Origin of the sequence: Rhizobium sp. CB3060 (genome assembly GCF_025200735.1) — a bacterium.
Taxonomy (GTDB): Bacteria; Pseudomonadota; Alphaproteobacteria; order Rhizobiales; family Rhizobiaceae; genus Rhizobium.
On sequence record NZ_CP104162.1, the window covers coordinates 61,887 to 78,531 of the forward strand.

Here is a 16,645-nt window from a genome sequence, read left to right on the forward strand (position 1 = left end):
GTGGCGGCCAGCAGGTGCGGTGTGGGCCTGAGGGCAAGTGATTGCAGCATAGCCGAGGAGCTCGCCGGTTGAGGGGAGATACCATCCACTCGACGATGGCTCGACTGTCCGAACGTTCGCTTGTGCAGAGTTGCCGACCAGCGATGGCATCGAAGGGATTGCTTGCCCCATACCCTAGGCGTGGTGTGAGCATGGTGCCAAAATCGATTGTGCAAGCGGCGCGGTGGTGGTGAGTACGCCGATAATTTTTGCGGCATGTCGTGATCCATCCGGTTGAGGCTGGCCACACCAACGCAGACCTCGATGGATCTGGTGTGACCGAAGGACGCCTTCGTCTCGATCGCCCTGACCGCAACGGCCGTCCGCAACTTTCTTCCCCTGCGAACAGGTTCGCATTCCTCGCGAGCCAAGAAAGCGGCTCCCGGCCGTTCTCCACGTACGTTCCGGCCCAAGGGTGCGGCGTCGACGCCCCCGGTCTTAACACCGTCATCGAGGACGCGATAGGCGCGGCCCGAGCAAACCGGAAAAGGAACACGACAATGGCAGTCATCGGCGAATTCACCACCAACGGCAACAACTCCATCATCGGCAACGTGCGAACCCTCACCGTCAGCATGAAGGCCCGCTTGAACCCGATCGAACGCGTCTCGCGCGACGCCCCGGATTTCCGCATCACCGCCGGCAACGGCGTCGAGGTCGGCGCAGGCTGGAAGGCGGTCTCCAACGACGGCGAGGAATACATCTCGGTCAAGCTGGACGACCCGAGCTTCAACGCCCCGATCACCGCCGCCCTTTGGCCGAGCGAGAAGGAAGGCGAATACGCCCTCATCTGGAACCGCCCGAAGCGGGAGGCCTGATCACCGCAACGAGCTCCGCCGCAAGGCGGGGCTCTTCTTCCTTTCCCATGATTAAGCCGGAGGCGGGTATCGAGCCCGCCTCCGGCTTTTTAGGTGCCATACGGGGAGGATGTAAGCTGCTCAGTTCGTCCAAGGGTGCCATGGCGAACCGAAGGCGTCCAGCACGAGCGGCGCCTCCAATTTGCTCCTGCCGCCGATGGCGGCCTCCGCAAATCGGTTCCTCCACTCGCCGCCTCCGGCGGTCGCGTCCCGCGATGCTGGACCCCTCCGCCTCGCCATGACCCGCGACGTCGTCTTTCACAAACGTCAAGGAGACGACGATGACGATTTCTCTCGAAATGCAACGCGAAGAACTCCAGGCCGAACTCAGGAATGCTTGCGATCCGGCGGAGCGTCGCCAGATTGCGGCGGAACTGGAGATGGTGCAGGCGGAGCTTGCAGCGATCGAGGCCGAGCAGGACGGCCGCACTAGCTCGGAGCCTCCTTTCTAGGAGGCTCTATTCTGCGTTCCCTATGCGGCTCTTCTGCCTTAGCCGTTCAGCGCGTCCTTGACTGCCTTGCCGGGCGTGAACGTCAGCTTCTTCGAAGCTGCGATCTTGATTGTGGCGCCGGTTGCCGGGTTACGGCCTTCACGTTCCGGCGTGTCCTTCAGCTTAAACTTTCCGAACGAGGGGATCGACGTTTCTGCGCCAGCAAGCGCTGCGTCGGTGATCTGTTTGAAGACGCTTTCGACGATCGTCTTGGCCTGCGCCTTGGTTAAGCTCTGCTCGGCTGCGATCTTGTCGGCGATTTCGTTGGTCGTGGTCATGAACGACGGGCCTCTTTCGGTTTTCGATCCTTCAGCTTTGACAATGAAGATGTGGCGAAGAAAGGGGCAGAAAGGCAGGAATTTCGGCGATGTACGCGAAAACCACAGGAAAAGCAGGAGGGCCGTCGATTAACCCGGTTATTCGGCGCTGCCCGCATCCCGATACCCTCGTCGTCTCTTCGTTCGTTCAAGACGCAAGAGTGCCATGTTCGCATCGTCCGGATGATCGAAGGTCTCCATCATCGTCTGGCCACCCGCTCCGATCCGGCCCCAGTTGCGGATCACCGAAACACCACCGAACAGTGTCGGCTGGATCGCAATCCCGTAGAAGCGCCGCATGTTCTGCGCCGCATCGATACGGTGAAGATGAACCTGGCAGGTCTCCTTGTTTCCCATGCTCTCATTGTCGCTGTCCCGGCAGGCAGCGTCCAACGAGTTATATGAATCGATCCGGTGTCACCGATTCATCGTCGTGATGATTTCAAATGAAAGATTGGGCGAGGCGGCTTCGCCGGACGGCTCTATGCGCAGGCGCACCGAACCCGCGCCGCGGTTTCGTCCGATCCCGATTACGATCCATCTCGCATGGCCGGCAATGCCGGCATCTTTGGTATCACGATCCATCATGCGCGCACCAGTCGCGCCTTGGCCCATTCCATCTACGTGCTAATCCCTCCTGCACCAGCATTACGCCCAGCGATTTTCCATGCCGTGTCACCGTCCTGAGTTTTCGACCAAATCGATCCGTATCGCGCCACCCGGCAACGAGCGTGAAGCTTCCCCCATTCAACAGTTCCAGCAATCTGTCACGGGAGGCTTCGCCGATAGACCTTTCGTCGCGGCAGTGAGGGGAGAAGATTTCCGGCGCATCGATATCGGCGATTCTGATCTTTTCACTCCGAAACCAGATCGTATCGCCGTCGACAACGCAATTCACGCGGCTCGTTTCATCGCAAAGAGCAAACCGTGCAGCTAACGCATCTTCGATCGTCGGCTGGAACGAGGGGTGCGAACTTGTCGGGAAGCCGTGCGACATCTCTGGCGCCCCTGGTCCGTATGGCAAGCGGCCGATCACCAGAACGACGACGAACGCCGTGGCCAAAATGATGAGAGCCAAGCGGCGCAAGGTCACGCTTTTTTCTCCGGCTGAAACCTGTTTTCCCCGACACAGGCACTCATATCGTCACGTCGAAACCATATCGCGCGGCCGCAGCGGAGCGGCGGATTTCCCGAGGTGAACACAATCTGCTCATCACCGCGCATACGCAGCACTTCGTGCGGCAGTATGAGTGGGCGGCGGCTGAGCTGTTTCGATCGCGAGCGCGACGATCCTTTCATGCCGCTCGATCGGTTAGTCTGGTCGACCTCGACCGTGGTATCGCCGCAGCGCTTCGAGATGTAATCCGCTGTGTCGGGATCGTTGATGGCCGCAAACGAAATCCATGAGGCGCTCTCAAACCATTTGCTGGTCGCGTCGCGGCCGCCATAGGCTTCACGCGTCTGGCCGAGCGACTGGAAGATCATCGTCAGCGTGATGCCGTATTTGCGGCCGGCGTCGCGGGCGGTTTCGAGGATTCGCAGGTAGCCGAGGCGCGCGACCTCATCGAGCAGGAAGAGGGTGCGATCCTTCACATTGCCATTGCGGTTGTAGATCGCGTTGAGCAGCGAGCCAATAACGACGCGCGCCAGCCCCGGATGGGCTTCCAGAACCTTTAGATCGAGTGCAATGAAGATGTCCGTTCTGCCGTCTGCGAGATCGTCGGTGGAGAAACTGCTTCCCGAGACGAGACCAGCATAATTCGGATAGGACAGCCAATGGGTTTCCTTCACCGCATTGGCGTAGACACCGGAAAACGTCTCCGGCGTCATGTTCACGAAGACCGACACGTTCTCCTTCACAAAGTCGGACTCCGAGCCTTCATAGATCTTCGTCAGACGCGCCCGCAGCTTCGGTTCCGGCTCCGACAGATTGGCGCGAACCTGGCGCAGGGTCTGGTCTTTTTCCTCCGTGTGACCTGACAGGCAGACATCGGCAATCAGTGCCGTCAGAAGCTGCATGGCCGACGCCCGGAAGAAATCGTCACGCGCGGACGCGGTGCGAGGATTGTCGGTCATGATCCACGTGGCGACGGCGACGATATCCTCTTCCTTCGTATTGCCGTGTCGGCCGATCCAGTCGAGCGCGTTGAAGCCGACACCGCCTGCCGTCGGATCAAGCACTATGACTTTTCGGCCAGCTTGACGCCGGTGCTCGCTGACCATCGGCGCGACTTCGCTCGACGGATCGAGCACGACGAGGCCACCACCCCATTTGAGTGCGGTCGGGATCGTCACCGAGGTCGTCTTGAAACCGCCGGAGCCGGCAAAGACGATGCCATGCGACGAGCCGAAGGAGCCGTCGAAACACAGCAGCCGCGATTTCCCGCCCACACCCCAGCTTTGTTTCTCATCGGCTCGAAACGAGATAGTGGCAACGCTGTCGCGATCAACGCGATAGCGCTCGCCGATGACGATGCCGCCGGCGTCTGGAAACAACTTTTCAGCCTCCCGCATCTTCATCCAGTCAGCCTCGCCATGCACGGCGCGCTTGCCGCCAATCCGCTTTGGCGCTGAGGCCACGAAGGCAGCGTTGCCCCTGATCGCGACACGCAATGCGAACACGCCGCCGATGAGTGCGATGCCTGTGCCGGTCATCGTCGCTGGATCCACATAAGCCAGAACAGGTTGTCCTGCTGGAACGCGGCTGGAGATGCCGTTCAGGCGGATTGTCTCGCGCGCAATTGCGATGATGACGACCGCAGCACTTCCTGCCAGCACGCTCAGGCCGGCCGCCTTGATATTCGCCGAACCGTTGGCAGCGAACAGGGCAATCACGCCGATCGCGGCTGCCGCGATATAGGGCAGGGCGAGCCCGGCACGTCCCAGCATCAGCTTTGCTGGCACACTCGTGCCGAGCGCGGCCAGTCGATGTTCCATGCCTGATGTCAGGACCATCGCCGCGATCATGATCGCCGCCGGCATGATTACCAGGAGCAGCCTATTCGCCGTCATTGCCAAAGGCCTCCGCGCCGATTGCCGTCAGTCGGGATTTCTCCGCCTCGTCGCCCTTGAGCCGGCGCCCGGCGTCGATCAGCAGCCCGAGCAGAAGCGCACGCTTCTCGTAGCGCAGGCCGGCCTTGACGATCAGGCCGCCGAGTTCGATTTTTTCGCGCGTATCCTTCTTGCGCGCCTCTGATGTCGTTGCCTTCGACATGCGCTCAAACCTCGCCAGTCCCGCCCGCATCCGCGCCAGCTTGCTGCGTCGAGGACGGCTCACTGCTGGTCCGGCTGTCTCCGGTATTCTTCTTCCCGGTTGCAGTACCCTTTGTTCCCCCTTGGCCTCCGCGAAACCGTTTGGCGACGTCCTCCAGGGCTGCCTGAAGCTCGGCTTCGTCAATCTCGATTTCTCCAAGCCCGGCCTTGAGCGCGATGCGGCCGATGCGCTCGGCTTCGCGTGTCTCGGCCTGTTTCAGTTGATCCTGCAATCTGGCGATTTCTTCCCTGATCTTCGATGATGGCTTCTTCATTCCGTTTGCGTCTCCGTGAGGTTCTGGCGTTGCATTCGCGACGCCAGAATCCTTCCGGATGTCATGAAATGGAATGTGCAGATCTGCACATCGGCAACGCCGATGCTTTGGAGCATCATCCCGGCCGTTCCGAAGGAGCGGCTTCCAAGGGCGCAATTATACGTCGCAATGCGACGTGCTTGCTCAGCACCCTTGGCGGGGCCGCGTGGCGACCACCACTCCCGACGAACACAGTTCCAATCGGGAGTTTTTCGCGCCGTGGCTATTGCCCATTTCTCAGCCAGCATCGTCAGCCGCGGCTCAGGCCGCAGCGTGGTGCTGTCTGCGGCCTACCGGCACTGCGCGAAGATGGAATACGAACGCGAGGCCCGGACCATCGACTACACCCGCAAACAGGGGCTGCTGCATGAGGAGTTCGTGCTCCCTGCCGATGCCCCGCAATGGGCGCGCAGCCTTATTGCAGATCGCTCTGTTTCCAGCGCCGTCGAAGCCTTCTGGAACAGGGTTGAGGCTTTCGAGAAGCGCACCGATGCGCAGCTGGCGCGCGACCTCACCATCGCGCTTCCGTTTGAACTTACACCCGAGCAGAACATCGCCCTGGTCCGGGACTTTGTCGAGAAGCATATCCTTTCCAAGGGTATGGTTGCCGACTGGGTCTATCACGACAATCCCGGCAATCCGCACATTCACTTGATGACGACGTTGCGCCCTCTGGCCGAGGATGGTTTCGGGTCTAAGAAGGTCGCGGTCATCGGTGACGATGGTCAGCCGGTCCGCACCAAATCCGGCAAAATCCTCTACGAACTCTGGGCCGGCTCTACCGACGACTTCAATGTGCTTCGCGACGGCTGGTTCGAGAGGCTGAACCATCACCTGGCGCTGGGCGGCATCGATCTTCGCATCGACGGGCGCTCCTACGAAAAGCAGGGCATCGATCTCGAGCCGACCATCCATCTCGGCGTGGGCGCCAAGGCAATCGAGCGCAAGGCAGAGCAACAGGGTGTTCATCCGGAGCTGGAACGGATCGCGCTGAACGAAGAGCGCCGCTCGGAAAATACCCGCCGTATTGTCAAGAATCCCGCCATCGTGCTCGACCTGATCACACGGGAAAAGAGCGTCTTCGATGAGCGGGATGTCGCGAAAGTGCTGCATCGCTATGTCGACAATCCCGCTGTCTTCCAGCAGCTGATGTTGCGCATCATCCTAAATCCCGAGGTTCTCCGGCTTCAGCGCGACACGATCGACTTTGCGACCGGAGAGAAAGTGCCGGCGCGCTATTCAACACGGACGATGATCCGGCTGGAGTCGACGATGGCGCGGCAGGCGCTGTGGCTGTCGGGCAAGGAGACGCACGCCGTTTCCGCGAGCGTGGTGGATGCGGCGTTCCGGCGGCATGCGCGGCTTTCGGAGGAGCAGAAAACCGCGATCGAGCGGATCGCCGGACACGCCCGGATCGCGGCCGTCGTCGGACGCGCAGGCGCTGGCAAGACCACGATGATGAAGGCGGCACGCGAGGCCTGGGAACTGGCCGGATATCGGGTTGTCGGCGGCGCACTGGCCGGCAAGGCGGCCGAGGGTCTGGAGAAGGAAGCAGGCATTGTTTCCCGGACGCTGGCTTCCTGGGAACTGCGCTGGGATCGTGGTCGTGACGTGCTCGACAGCAAAACCGTTTTCGTCATGGACGAAGCCGGCATGGTGGCGTCGAAGCAGATGGCGGGGTTCATCGACGCGGTGGTTCGGGCAGGCGCCAAGATCGTTTTGGTCGGCGATCCCGAACAGCTTCAGCCGATCGAGGCGGGCGCCGCCTTCCGCGCCATCGTCGACCGTATCGGTTACGCCGAACTCGAGACGATCTATCGCCAGCGCGAGGACTGGATGCGCAAGGCGTCGCTCGATCTGGCGCGCGGCAATGTGGAGAAGGCGCTGAATGCCTACGGCGCGAACGCGAAGATCACTGGCGAACGGCTGAAGGACGAGGCCGTGACGAGCCTGATCACGGATTGGAACCACAGCTACGATCCGACGAAGACCACGCTGATCCTCGCGCATCTGCGCCGCGACGTTCGCATGTTGAACGTCATGGCGCGCGACAAGCTGGTCGAACGCGGCATTGTCGGTGAGGGTCACTCGTTCAAAACGGCTGACGGCATCCGCCAGTTCGACGCCGGTGACCAGATCGTCTTCCTGAAGAACGAGGGTTCGCTCGGCGTCAAGAACGGCATGATCGGTCATGTCGTCGAGGCCCTACCGAACCGCATCGTTGCTGTCGTCGGTGATGGCGATCAGCGCAGGCAGATTGTCGTCGAACAGCGGTTCTACAGCAATCTCGATCACGGCTATGCGACGACGATTCACAAGAGCCAGGGTGCCACTGTCGACCGAGTGAAAGTGCTGGCGTCGCTCTCGCTCGACCGGCATCTCACCTACGTGGCGATGACCCGCCATCGTGAGGATCTGCAGCTCTACTACGGGACCCGGTCCTTCGCCTTCAATGGTGGGCTTTCCAGAGTTCTTTCGCGAAAGAACGCCAAGGAGACGACGCTCGACTACGACCGTGGCAAGCTCTATCGCGAGGCGCTGCGCTTCGCTGAAAACCGCGGCCTGCATATTGTCCAGGTGGCGCGCACGTTGGTACGCGACCGGCTCGACTGGACGCTGAGACAGAAGGCCAAACTGACCGATCTCGGCCAGCGACTTGCCGCTTTTACCGAGCGCTTCGGCCTTGCCCAATCCCCCAAAACCCAGACGATGAAGGAGGCCGAACCCATGGTCGCAGGCATCAAGACATTCTCCGGCTCTGTTGCCGATACCGTTGGTGACCAGCTCGGCGCCGATCCCGCCCTGAAGCGCCAATGGGAGGAAGTGTCGGCGCGCTTCCGGTATGTCTTCGCCGACCCCGAAGCCGCCTTCCGCGCCATGAACTTTGATGTCGTTCTGGCCGATAAGGAGGCGGCGAAACAGGTCCTGCAGAAGCTTGAGGCAGAGCCGGCATCCATCGGACCGTTGAACGGCAAGACCGGTATCCTTGCCAGCAAGGCCGATCGGGAAGCGCGCCGCATTGCCGAGGTCAATGCTCCGGCGCTGAAGCGCGATCTTGAACAGTATTTTCGCATGCGCGAAATTGCGACGCAGAGACTGCAGATGGATGAACAGGCATTGCGCCAGCGGATCTCCATCGACATCCCGGCGCTGTCGCCGGCTGCGCGCGCCGTCCTCGAACGTGTGCGTGATGCGATCGATCGCAACGATCTGCCCGCGGCGATGGCTTATGCGCTCAGCAATCGCGAAACAAAGCTCGAAATCGACAGGTTCAACCAAGCTGTCACCGAACGTTTCGGCGAGCGCACACTGCTATCAAATGCGGCGCGTGAGCCGTCCGGAAAGCTCTACGAAAAACTCGCCGAGGGCATGCGCCCCGAGCAGAAGGCTCAGCTGAAGCAAGCATGGCCGGTCATGCGCACTGCCCAGCAGCTCGCGGCCCATGAACGCACCATCCAGTCGCTGCGCCAAGCAGAGGAACTGCGTCTCACCCAGCTTCAGTCGCCGGTGTTGAAGCAGTGAGGCGGCGGCGCGTTGTCATGTTTCTAGCAGGCTCCAGTATTGCCATAGGCGGTCTGGCGACGACCGCATACATGGGCGGCTATCGGCTGAACACGACGCCGAGCGAGCCGCTCGGGCTCTGGCGTATCGAGGCGCTACACCGCCCGGTCGAAGTCGGCGATCTCGTCTTTGTCTGTCCGCCCGTGACGGCCGCATTCGAGGAGGCGCGAGGTCGTGGATATTTGCGCCACGGGCTTTGCGTTGGCGGGCTGGCGCCGTTGATCAAGACAGTCGCCGGGCTCCCAGGCCAGCATGTCGAAATTACCGATCATGTCATCATCGATGACCGCGCTTTGCCAGCATCCAGCGTTCGGAGAACGGACGGAGAGGGAAGGCAAATCACACCCGATCCCGGTGGCGTCGTGCCGCCCGGAACCTTGTTTCTCCACTCTTCCTTTGCGAGCTCCTATGACTCTCGATATTTTGGCCCGGTTCCAGATGCGGGCCTTCTCGGCCTGGCGCGACCGGTACTCACCTTCGATCCGTAATCGCGGTGGCGACCATGTCTCTGATAACTGCAAGTCCATCCTGCTTCTCGCGGCCTCCATCGCTTGCGGCCTGATCGGCTGGAGCGGTGAGGTGCTTCTTCTTCCGGTCGCTATGGTCTTTCCAGCGCTCTGGGCGATGTCGCCGTTGCGTATGGTCGCAGCCTTCGTGTCGGCGGGGTATTTCCTCGCCGCCTCGCGTGGTCTGCCGCAGGGCGTCGCTAACTTCTACGCGGCCGATCTCTGGCCAGGCCTCCTGCTTTGGGTGGGCGCCTCCCTCTCATTCGTCGCCGTGCATGCGGCGGCCTGGACATTGCCGGTTAGGGGGCGACTGCTGAAGGGGCATCCGGAAAAAGGAAGGGCGGTGCGCTATCTGGCGGTGGGGGTGCTCACGGGGTTGCCGCCCTTCGGCATCACCGGATGGGCGCATCCGCTGACCGCGGCCGGCGTCTTGTTTCCGGGGTGGGGATGGTGGGGGCTCATCGCGACTGCAGCCGGCCTTCTCGTCATGACGACGCGAGTTTGGCCGGCTGCGGCCGTCACGCTTGGAGGATTCTGGCTCTGGTCCGCCGCAACATGGACGGAACCGAAACTACCGGACGGATGGAAAGCCGTCGACCTCGAACAGGGCCAGATGCTCGGACGCGACGGGTCGCTCGAGCAACACCGTGATCTGATTGCAACGGTGCGGGTTGCGGCGGCCGACGGAAGCCGTGTCTTCCTTCTCCCCGAAAGCGCGCTCGGCTTCTGGACGCCGACGGTTTCGCGGCTCTGGCAGGATGCAATTCGCGATCTCAATATCACCGTCCTTGCCGGCGCCGCGGTCGTCGATCCGCAAGGCTATGACAATGTCATGGTTGCGGTTTCGGCCGATGAGGTAAGGATCGTCTATCGTGAACGGATGCCCGTTCCGGTCTCTATGTGGCGGCCATGGCTTGCCTGGACAGGGCAGGGCGGCGGCGCTCGCGCCCATTTCTTCGAGAACACAGCCGTCGAGATCGGCAGCACCCGGATCGCGCCGCTGATCTGCTACGAGCAACTCATTCTTTGGCCGGTCGTGCAGTCGATGCTGCACCGCCCGAGCATCATCGTCGCAACCGGCAACGGCTGGTGGACCAAGGGCACGTCCATCGTCTCCATCCAGAAGGCGAGCACCGTCGCCTGGGCGAAGCTCTTCGATCTGCCCGTCGTCATGGCTTTCAACACTTGAAAGGGAAACCGGGATGGTCGACGCCGCCCTCATCCAACAATGCGCAGATCCCGGCCTGAAACCGGCGATCGTCGAGCAGTTCGTCGAGCGGGCAGGATCGCAGGATCCGCTTGCCGTCACGGTCCGATCCGGAAACCGCGTCGTTCTTGTGCCGAAACCGACGACCTCGGACGAGGCCATGGCACTGATCCGCCACAACATTGGTCGCAACACCATTCGGGTCGGGATCACCCAGTATCCGGCCGGTCTCGGCATTATGGAGGCGGGCGAACTCAAGCCGGACATCGTCGACGCCTGCGCTAATCTGAAAATGGGGACGGCCTTATTCGCCAAGGTCTATCGCGTCGTCTCCAAGTGGTACGGCAATCCGACCGGAGAGGAAGCCACGTCAGCAGTGTTCGAGGACGCAGTCATCGCCTGGCAGACCGGATATTTCGAGGGGACGGCGGTGTTTCGGACGCCGGACCCCGGTGAGGTCAAACCGCCTGAACCTGACAGGGAGCATCCTGCGAGCGATGCTGTTGAGCAGTCAGCAGATTCTGCCGGAGAGGAAGTGAGTGATCCTGCCAGGGATGAGGCCAGCGGCGGCGATCCGAACAAGGCGGGCATCCGTGTCGATCTTTCCGGAATTGGTGCTGAATGACATTGATATTCGCGAAACTCACCGCGCGACTCCCTTGATCATGTGCATGTTTGCACTGGCGAATTCAGCTTCCGCCATCTATAAGGGCGGATAGGGCAGTACGCGCTGCCCCGAGGTGTGGAAACCTCTATCTGGCGGTTGGTGCTGGCCGTTGCAGCACCAGAATCCTCTGACCGATTGGCCGGGGGCCTGTGACGTATGTCCAGGTGCTCCGGTACTAAAGGTCGCAGGACTGTCCAGGTACAGTTTCCAACCCCCGGCTTGGGATCAGGGATTAACGTTTGCGGGGGCGCACCGCGGACAAGCCGGAGACGAAATCGAATGACACCGGACGCGCCGAAATCGGAAGATAAACTGGAAATGCGTCCCGTGTATGGGCTGACGCAGGGTCTACCCAAGGCTGACCTGGAGAGCCTCACAGTAGATGCTATCCGAACCCACCGGCGTCTGGTGGATGCCGCCGACCGGCTCTTCCAGACACTGCCCGACGACTATAAATCCGGCAAGGCGACGGGCGGCGCTCTGCATCTCGCTTACATCCAGGCTTGCATGGAGATGCACGCGCAGATGTATGTGGTGAACACGCTGGTCACCATCCTTGGCTATATTCCGAAAGTGTCCGTGAACTGACGCTCAGATCATCTTTCTGCGAATGGCGACGGCGGTCAGATGGGTCAGTGTGTGCACGTCGAAGCGCTTCTTGGTTTCGGCGATCTTGACGCGCACGCTATTGTATTTGACGCCCTCCAGGTCCGCGGCTTCCTCCATCGTCTTGCCGACGGCGATCCAACTCAGATAAGCGGCTCCCTTGGGATCGAGACCGATCGGGTCGTCGACACTCGGGGTCGGATCAGCAAGGTTGATGCGGGCATGAAGCTGCGCAACCGCGGATGCGGCCTCGACAGGGTCGATTTCGCGATCGAGGTCGATTGCCGGCTTCTCCGAGGCAAGCGTGAACATCGCGATTGCGCCGTATGCGGCTTTGATGGGAATTGTAATGCCGGACCGAATCCCGAAGTCGGCCGCATGCGCATAGAAGGAGCGCTCGGCCTTTGAAGATCGCGGCATCTGCTCGCCGCTCCAGGTGAAGGCCCGCTTCAGCGATCTGGCGCGTCGAATAACCGGATCGATTGCGAGATACCCGCGCTTGAAATAGTCAGACTGCCACTCTTGGCGATAGTTCGAAATTGCAATGGAGCGACCTGGCTGGATGTTGAGATAGGCATATCCTGCGAACCCAATCTGCTCGGTAAAGGTCGCGAGGGCGAGTTTCAGGATGCTTTCGTCGCCAGGAATTGCGGCGAGATCGGTCAACTTGTCCAGCCAGTGCTGCATTCGAAATTCCTTGTGATCGTCAGGTGGAACAGATCATGCGATCCCTTTAGGAGTAGACGGCCTCAAAATGCAATCTAAAGTTGCATAACGCGGTTTATGGAACTGAGGCGCCCGCAGACTGGTCGCCACTAAGGGCTCCATTCGTCGGGATGCACCCTCGCCTAATTGATGACACTGGTTGGTCGACGTTCACTTCACAGGGCGGACCAGCGTCCCAAGGATCGCCTCACATGAGGTACACATCACAATCACGTCCCAAGGCGGCAATACTTAGCTCCCACGGAATGACGGATAACCGACTGAGAATACCGCAGGAGGTAACCGGTTGACCGACAGTGCTTTCGGACGGTTTACCATTGCTGTTATTGCTGAACATAAACCGTTTTCTAGGAAGCATAATCCACTTGCGCCCGGATGTCACGTATGTATCCTGAATTTCGTATTCAGTATCCTGAACACGAAAAGGTGCCGGTGGCGTTCGCCAGCTTGCGCCTCAGAGACGCGGTTCAATATATCGATCCACCGAATGCGCTTAGGCAACCGGAGTGAAATGCTATCCGGTACTGGCGGACATATGCTCGGTCCACTCCTCGGTCAGGCAAAACTCCGCCGTACCGACGATATCCGCGGAAGAGAACCCTACACGAATTTCGAACAAACCTGGTTCGGCCACCCAAGCTTTCCGGCCGACGTCAAAGAATGCCAGGCTGCGAGGAGCGATCGCACATTCGACCCGCGTTGTTTCGCCCGGCGCTAGTAAGACCTTCATGAACGCTTTCAGCTCCTTATCGGGTCTCTCCACACTTGAGCTTTGGTCATGCAGATAGAACTGAACGATGGTCGATCCAATTCGTTTACTTGTGTTGCGGACATCGAGACCGACACGGAGGGTTTCGCCAGCTCTGAGCTCACGGGCAGAAAGAGTGATGTTCGATATCGAAAAGTCGGCGTACGAAAGCCCATGGCCGAATGGGAAGGCGGGGGCAATTCCAGACTTCTCGTAATGTCTATGTCCGATGAAGACGCCTTCCTCGTAGCGAACCGTGCCGTCTGTTCCCGGGTAATTCGCATATGCCGGATCGTCCTCTATCCGTACCGGAAAGGTCTGAGGCAACCGGCCGGCGGGGTCGGCATGTCCCAGAAGAACATCAGCGATGGCGTTTCCGGCTTCCTGGCCGGGATACCATGCCTGCAACACAGCCGATACCTGTCCAAGCCATGGCATCAGAACGGGGCAACCACTCTGAAGGACCACGATCGTGTTTCCGTTGACCGCAGCGATGCGGCCGATCAGTTCGTCTTGTTGTCCGGGCAGGGAAAGCGACGGTCGATCGATGCCCTCACTGTCCCATTCGCCATTCAGGCCGACGCAAAGAACGACAGCGTCGGCGCCCCGAGCGGCGGCCACAGCTCTGTCGATTTGAGCTTTTCCGATCATCTGACCGACGCCAAATCTTAGAACGGAGATCCCGACATCACGCGGTGCGTCGACAGCTCGATAGGTGATTTCGAGATTGTATGGTTGCCCTCCTTCCAGTCCGCAGACTGCGCGCAGCTCAGTGCAGGAGCTTCCCAGAAATTCATCGCCGATTTCCCAGTTCGATCCATCGATCAGCAACTGGCCGTCTACGAAGACCTGCACCGGTCCCGAAGCGACCACGCCGAACTGGTAGTCGTCCGACTCGTCCGGTACGAACGTGCTTCGCATGCGAGCGGAGAATTGCTTCGTATCGAAGCCGGGTCCTGCATCTCCGTTGAACATGAATTCCCCGACCTGAGAGGTCGTCCGATGGACAGGCGGGCCGGACAGGGCCCTGTTGGCGTAGAATTCGGTGTCGACGTCGCCCGCATAAAGGGGAACGAGCCGATTGTTCGACGCACCGAGTTCGAAGACTATTTCAACAGTGTCGGGGAGCGCAGAGCGGAGGCCGTCGAAAGGGGAAATCTGGTAATGCGGATTGAGCTGGGCGCTTCCACCGCCCATGATCCGCGCGTTACGGGCATTCGGGCCGATCACGGCGATCCGCTTCAAAGCATCCGGGGCGAGCGGAAGCAGCCCCGCGTTCTTCAAAAGGACGGCGCCATCCGCTCCAGCCCTGCGAATCAGGGCTCGATCCTCCGGGCGGTCGATTGCGAGCTCCGTGAGTGTTGGCGGTTCTACGTGCGCCTTCACACGGTCGATAAGCCGAATGAGGCGCCTTGCGCTCTCCTCCAGACTGGCTCGGGTAACCAGGCCGCTCCGCAGCGCTTCCGAAAGCTTTGACCCGCGCTGGCGAGACGGGCCCGGCATCTCCAAGTCGAGCCCTGCCTTGACCGCCGCCACCGTCGAGCGGGTCCCGAACCAATCGGACATCACAACCCCGTCATATCCCCACTCTCCCTTCAGCACGTTTGTGACGAGCGCTGTGTTTTCTGATGTGAAGACCCCGTTGAGCCGGTTATAGGACGTCATGACCGCCCATGGATGGGCCTGCTTCACCGCCATTTCGAATGGAAGAAGGTAGATTTCCCGAAGGGTCCTCTCATCGATATCGGAGCTGATTTCCGTCCGCTGGTACTCGGACTCGTTACCGATGAAATGCTTGACCGTTGCGGCGACCCCTTCGCTTTGCAAGCCTTCAATATACGCAGCTGCGATCGTTCCGGCCAAGAACGGATCCTCTGAATAGCATTCGAAGTTCCGGCCGTTTAGCGTTGAGCGATGCATGTTGATCGTTGGTGCAAGAACGATCCGCACGCCCTTTGTCTTGGCTTCCCCTGCCAGTGCCCTGCCAACTTGCCAAACCAATTCGGTATCCCAGCTGGCGCTCAAGGCAATCGCAACAGGAAAGGCCGCGGCCTTGGTGCCGCCGATCAGCGCTCCTCCTCCCCGCGCGCCGTTCGGCCCGTCGCTCACCTTGAGAGCGGGTATACCAAGACGAGGTATTGCAGCAGTTGTCCACGGCCCCTCGCCTGCAGCGAACGCGACAAGCTCCTCGTTGGACATCGCCGCGGCAATTCGCTTAACTTCATTTTCGTGCACGATCGCACTCCATGCTTCTGCGCTGGTACTTTCGCCTAAAGGCGGGCTTGGGTCGTCGCGTCGAACAGTGAGGCGCGGGCAACGTCGAAATGAAGGTCGACCATCTCGCCCATCTTCACGGCGCAATCGCCATCAGTGCGGATCGTCATCGACTTGCCGCCGCCTTCGGTCCAGATCACTGTTTCCGCTCCCATTGGCTCTACGAGGCTGACGGCTTGTTGGAAGGTGTGTGCGGGTGTCGACAGAGGGTGGAGAGAGATATGCTCGGGCCGGATTCCCAAAACCGCCCTGCCCTCGGTTAGGATCTTTTGCGGCGCGTAACGGTCGAGCGCAATTTGCCCGATCGACGTGTCGATAAACCAGCCAGCAGAACCGCTCCGAAGATTGCCTTCGACCATATTCATCCCCGGCATACCCACGAACCCGGCAACGAACATGTTTATTGGGTGATGGTAGATGTCATGTGGCGAGGCAAGCTGCTGGATAACCCCGTCTCTCATCACCGCTATGCGATCCGCTAGCGTGAGCGCCTCCACCTGGTCGTGGGTGACGTAAATCATCGTGCTGCCAACCTCCGAATGGAGCTTCTTGATCTCTACGCGAAGCTCGTTTCGCAGCTTTGCATCAAGATTCGAGAGTGGCTCGTCGAATAGGAACACATCTGCATTCCGCACCAGCGCCCGACCGATTGCGACACGCTGACGTTGACCTCCCGAGAGTTCGGACGGCGTCCGCTTCAGGAGAGCTTCAAGGTGGAGGAGTTTGGCAGCCTTTTCGACGCGCTTGCTGAGCTCATCCTTGGGAACTCCTGAGATGCGGAGGCCGAACGAGAGATTGTCAGCAACGCTCATCCGCGGATAGAGCGAGTATGATTGGAAGACCATCCCAATGCCGCGCTCCTTTGGCTCGGCCCAGGTCACATTGTTGCCTCCGACCCAGATTTGTCCTCGCTTGATCTCGCTCAGACCCGCGATTGCATTGAGCAAAGTGGATTTGCCGCAGCCGGAGGGTCCCAGCAAAACGATAAATTCGCCTTCCGAGATCTCGAGGGATAAGTCCTTTATGATGCTGACGGTACCGGCTTCGATGTCGACGTTGCGGAGAGAAACGGAACCCATA

At 60.3% G+C, this 16,645-nt stretch carries 17 protein-coding genes; 7 read left to right on the top strand and 10 right to left on the bottom strand.

The window, feature by feature from the left end; all coding sequences use genetic code 11:
- The first annotated feature begins 539 nt into the window (after positions 1 to 539).
- The gene (locus tag N2601_RS33770; protein ID WP_064334949.1) at positions 540 to 857 is read left to right on the top strand and encodes a DUF736 domain-containing protein; all 318 of its coding nucleotides are present in this window, start codon (positions 540 to 542) and stop codon (positions 855 to 857) included.
- A 320-nt stretch (positions 858 to 1,177) separates the two neighbouring features.
- Complete coding sequence (locus N2601_RS33775; RefSeq protein ID WP_260306241.1) at positions 1,178 to 1,348, top strand: hypothetical protein; 171 nt, start codon at positions 1,178 to 1,180, stop codon at positions 1,346 to 1,348.
- A gap of 38 nt (positions 1,349 to 1,386) precedes the next feature.
- Here the strand turns inward: N2601_RS33775 and N2601_RS33780 are convergent, their stop codons facing one another.
- The 7 genes from N2601_RS33780 to traC form a co-directional block, all read right to left on the bottom strand.
- Positions 1,387 to 1,665 (bottom strand): HU family DNA-binding protein, encoded by a 279-nt coding sequence (locus tag N2601_RS33780; RefSeq protein WP_010891541.1) that lies wholly within the window; start codon positions 1,663 to 1,665, stop codon positions 1,387 to 1,389.
- 138 nt (positions 1,666 to 1,803) lie between these two features.
- Positions 1,804 to 2,061: a WGR domain-containing protein gene (locus N2601_RS33785; protein ID WP_260306243.1), complete on the bottom strand. Its 258-nt coding sequence runs from the start codon at positions 2,059 to 2,061 to the stop codon at positions 1,804 to 1,806.
- A 60-nt stretch (positions 2,062 to 2,121) separates the two neighbouring features.
- Positions 2,122 to 2,292: a hypothetical protein gene (locus N2601_RS33790; RefSeq protein WP_260306244.1), complete on the bottom strand. Its 171-nt coding sequence runs from the start codon at positions 2,290 to 2,292 to the stop codon at positions 2,122 to 2,124.
- The gene (locus N2601_RS33795) at positions 2,279 to 2,701 is read right to left on the bottom strand and encodes a thermonuclease family protein (RefSeq protein ID WP_260306254.1); all 423 of its coding nucleotides are present in this window, start codon (positions 2,699 to 2,701) and stop codon (positions 2,279 to 2,281) included. Before N2601_RS33795 ends, N2601_RS33790 begins: the two co-directional genes overlap by 14 nt.
- Before the next feature lie 92 nt (positions 2,702 to 2,793).
- On the bottom strand, positions 2,794 to 4,716 hold the full coding sequence (traG, locus tag N2601_RS33800) for a Ti-type conjugative transfer system protein TraG (RefSeq protein WP_260306246.1): 1,923 nt from the start codon (positions 4,714 to 4,716) through the stop codon (positions 2,794 to 2,796).
- A complete protein-coding gene (gene traD, locus N2601_RS33805) occupies positions 4,703 to 4,918 on the bottom strand; it encodes a type IV conjugative transfer system coupling protein TraD (protein ID WP_260306247.1) in 216 nt (71 codons plus the stop codon). The genes traG and traD overlap by 14 nt, the downstream gene beginning before the upstream one ends.
- A gap of 4 nt (positions 4,919 to 4,922) precedes the next feature.
- Positions 4,923 to 5,231, bottom strand: a complete 309-nt coding sequence (traC, locus tag N2601_RS33810; protein ID WP_260306248.1) for a conjugal transfer protein TraC — start codon at positions 5,229 to 5,231, stop codon at positions 4,923 to 4,925.
- 258 nt (positions 5,232 to 5,489) lie between these two features.
- On the opposite strand from traC, the gene traA reads away from it, so the two are divergent.
- From traA to N2601_RS33835, 5 genes are all read left to right on the top strand, one after another.
- Positions 5,490 to 8,792, top strand: coding sequence for a Ti-type conjugative transfer relaxase TraA (gene traA / locus N2601_RS33815; protein WP_260306250.1), 3,303 nt, complete (start codon positions 5,490 to 5,492; stop codon positions 8,790 to 8,792).
- A gap of 17 nt (positions 8,793 to 8,809) precedes the next feature.
- Positions 8,810 to 9,319, top strand: coding sequence for a conjugative transfer signal peptidase TraF (gene traF, locus N2601_RS33820; protein ID WP_445945082.1), 510 nt, complete (start codon positions 8,810 to 8,812; stop codon positions 9,317 to 9,319).
- Between the two features lie 40 nt (positions 9,320 to 9,359).
- The gene (locus N2601_RS33825) at positions 9,360 to 10,526 is read left to right on the top strand and encodes a conjugal transfer protein TraB (RefSeq protein WP_260306255.1); all 1,167 of its coding nucleotides are present in this window, start codon (positions 9,360 to 9,362) and stop codon (positions 10,524 to 10,526) included.
- 13 nt (positions 10,527 to 10,539) lie between these two features.
- Complete coding sequence (locus N2601_RS33830; protein ID WP_260306121.1) at positions 10,540 to 11,169, top strand: TraH family protein; 630 nt, start codon at positions 10,540 to 10,542, stop codon at positions 11,167 to 11,169.
- Between the two features lie 321 nt (positions 11,170 to 11,490).
- Entirely contained in the window at positions 11,491 to 11,799 is a 309-nt protein-coding gene (locus N2601_RS33835; RefSeq protein WP_260306122.1) for a transcriptional repressor TraM, read from the top strand.
- Between the two features lie 3 nt (positions 11,800 to 11,802).
- Here the strand turns inward: N2601_RS33835 and traR are convergent, their stop codons facing one another.
- The 3 genes from traR to N2601_RS33850 all read right to left on the bottom strand — a co-directional run bounded on the left by traR (position 11,803) and on the right by N2601_RS33850 (position 16,644).
- The gene (gene traR, locus N2601_RS33840; protein WP_260306123.1) at positions 11,803 to 12,504 is read right to left on the bottom strand and encodes an autoinducer-binding transcriptional regulator TraR; all 702 of its coding nucleotides are present in this window, start codon (positions 12,502 to 12,504) and stop codon (positions 11,803 to 11,805) included.
- Positions 12,505 to 13,057: 553 nt separating this feature from the next.
- Positions 13,058 to 15,652 (bottom strand): beta-glucosidase, encoded by a 2,595-nt coding sequence (locus N2601_RS33845; RefSeq protein ID WP_260306124.1) that lies wholly within the window; start codon positions 15,650 to 15,652, stop codon positions 13,058 to 13,060.
- Positions 15,562 to 16,644: an ABC transporter ATP-binding protein gene (locus N2601_RS33850; RefSeq protein WP_260306125.1), complete on the bottom strand. Its 1,083-nt coding sequence runs from the start codon at positions 16,642 to 16,644 to the stop codon at positions 15,562 to 15,564. Before N2601_RS33850 ends, N2601_RS33845 begins: the two co-directional genes overlap by 91 nt.
- Between the last annotated feature and the right edge of the window lies 1 nt (position 16,645).

Bases quoted from the DNA above. Each gene is read 5' to 3' on its own strand.
- traF (WP_445945082.1), top strand. From the start codon at position 8,810: ATGTTTCTAGCAGGCTCCAGTATTGCCATAGGCGGTCTGGCGACGACC.
- N2601_RS33780 (WP_010891541.1), bottom strand. From the start codon at position 1,665: ATGACCACGACCAACGAAATCGCCGACAAGATCGCAGCCGAGCAGAGC.
- N2601_RS33850 (WP_260306125.1), bottom strand. From the start codon at position 16,644: ATGGGTTCCGTTTCTCTCCGCAACGTCGACATCGAAGCCGGTACCGTC.
- traD (WP_260306247.1), bottom strand. From the start codon at position 4,918: ATGTCGAAGGCAACGACATCAGAGGCGCGCAAGAAGGATACGCGCGAA.
- N2601_RS33835 (WP_260306122.1), top strand. From the start codon at position 11,491: ATGACACCGGACGCGCCGAAATCGGAAGATAAACTGGAAATGCGTCCC.
- N2601_RS33790 (WP_260306244.1), bottom strand. From the start codon at position 2,292: ATGATGGATCGTGATACCAAAGATGCCGGCATTGCCGGCCATGCGAGA.
- traC (WP_260306248.1), bottom strand. From the start codon at position 5,231: ATGAAGAAGCCATCATCGAAGATCAGGGAAGAAATCGCCAGATTGCAG.
- traR (WP_260306123.1), bottom strand. From the start codon at position 12,504: ATGCAGCACTGGCTGGACAAGTTGACCGATCTCGCCGCAATTCCTGGC.
- traG (WP_260306246.1), bottom strand. From the start codon at position 4,716: ATGACGGCGAATAGGCTGCTCCTGGTAATCATGCCGGCGGCGATCATG.
- N2601_RS33770 (WP_064334949.1), top strand. From the start codon at position 540: ATGGCAGTCATCGGCGAATTCACCACCAACGGCAACAACTCCATCATC.
- N2601_RS33795 (WP_260306254.1), bottom strand. From the start codon at position 2,701: ATGTCGCACGGCTTCCCGACAAGTTCGCACCCCTCGTTCCAGCCGACG.
- N2601_RS33785 (WP_260306243.1), bottom strand. From the start codon at position 2,061: ATGGGAAACAAGGAGACCTGCCAGGTTCATCTTCACCGTATCGATGCG.
- N2601_RS33775 (WP_260306241.1), top strand. From the start codon at position 1,178: ATGACGATTTCTCTCGAAATGCAACGCGAAGAACTCCAGGCCGAACTC.
- N2601_RS33830 (WP_260306121.1), top strand. From the start codon at position 10,540: ATGGTCGACGCCGCCCTCATCCAACAATGCGCAGATCCCGGCCTGAAA.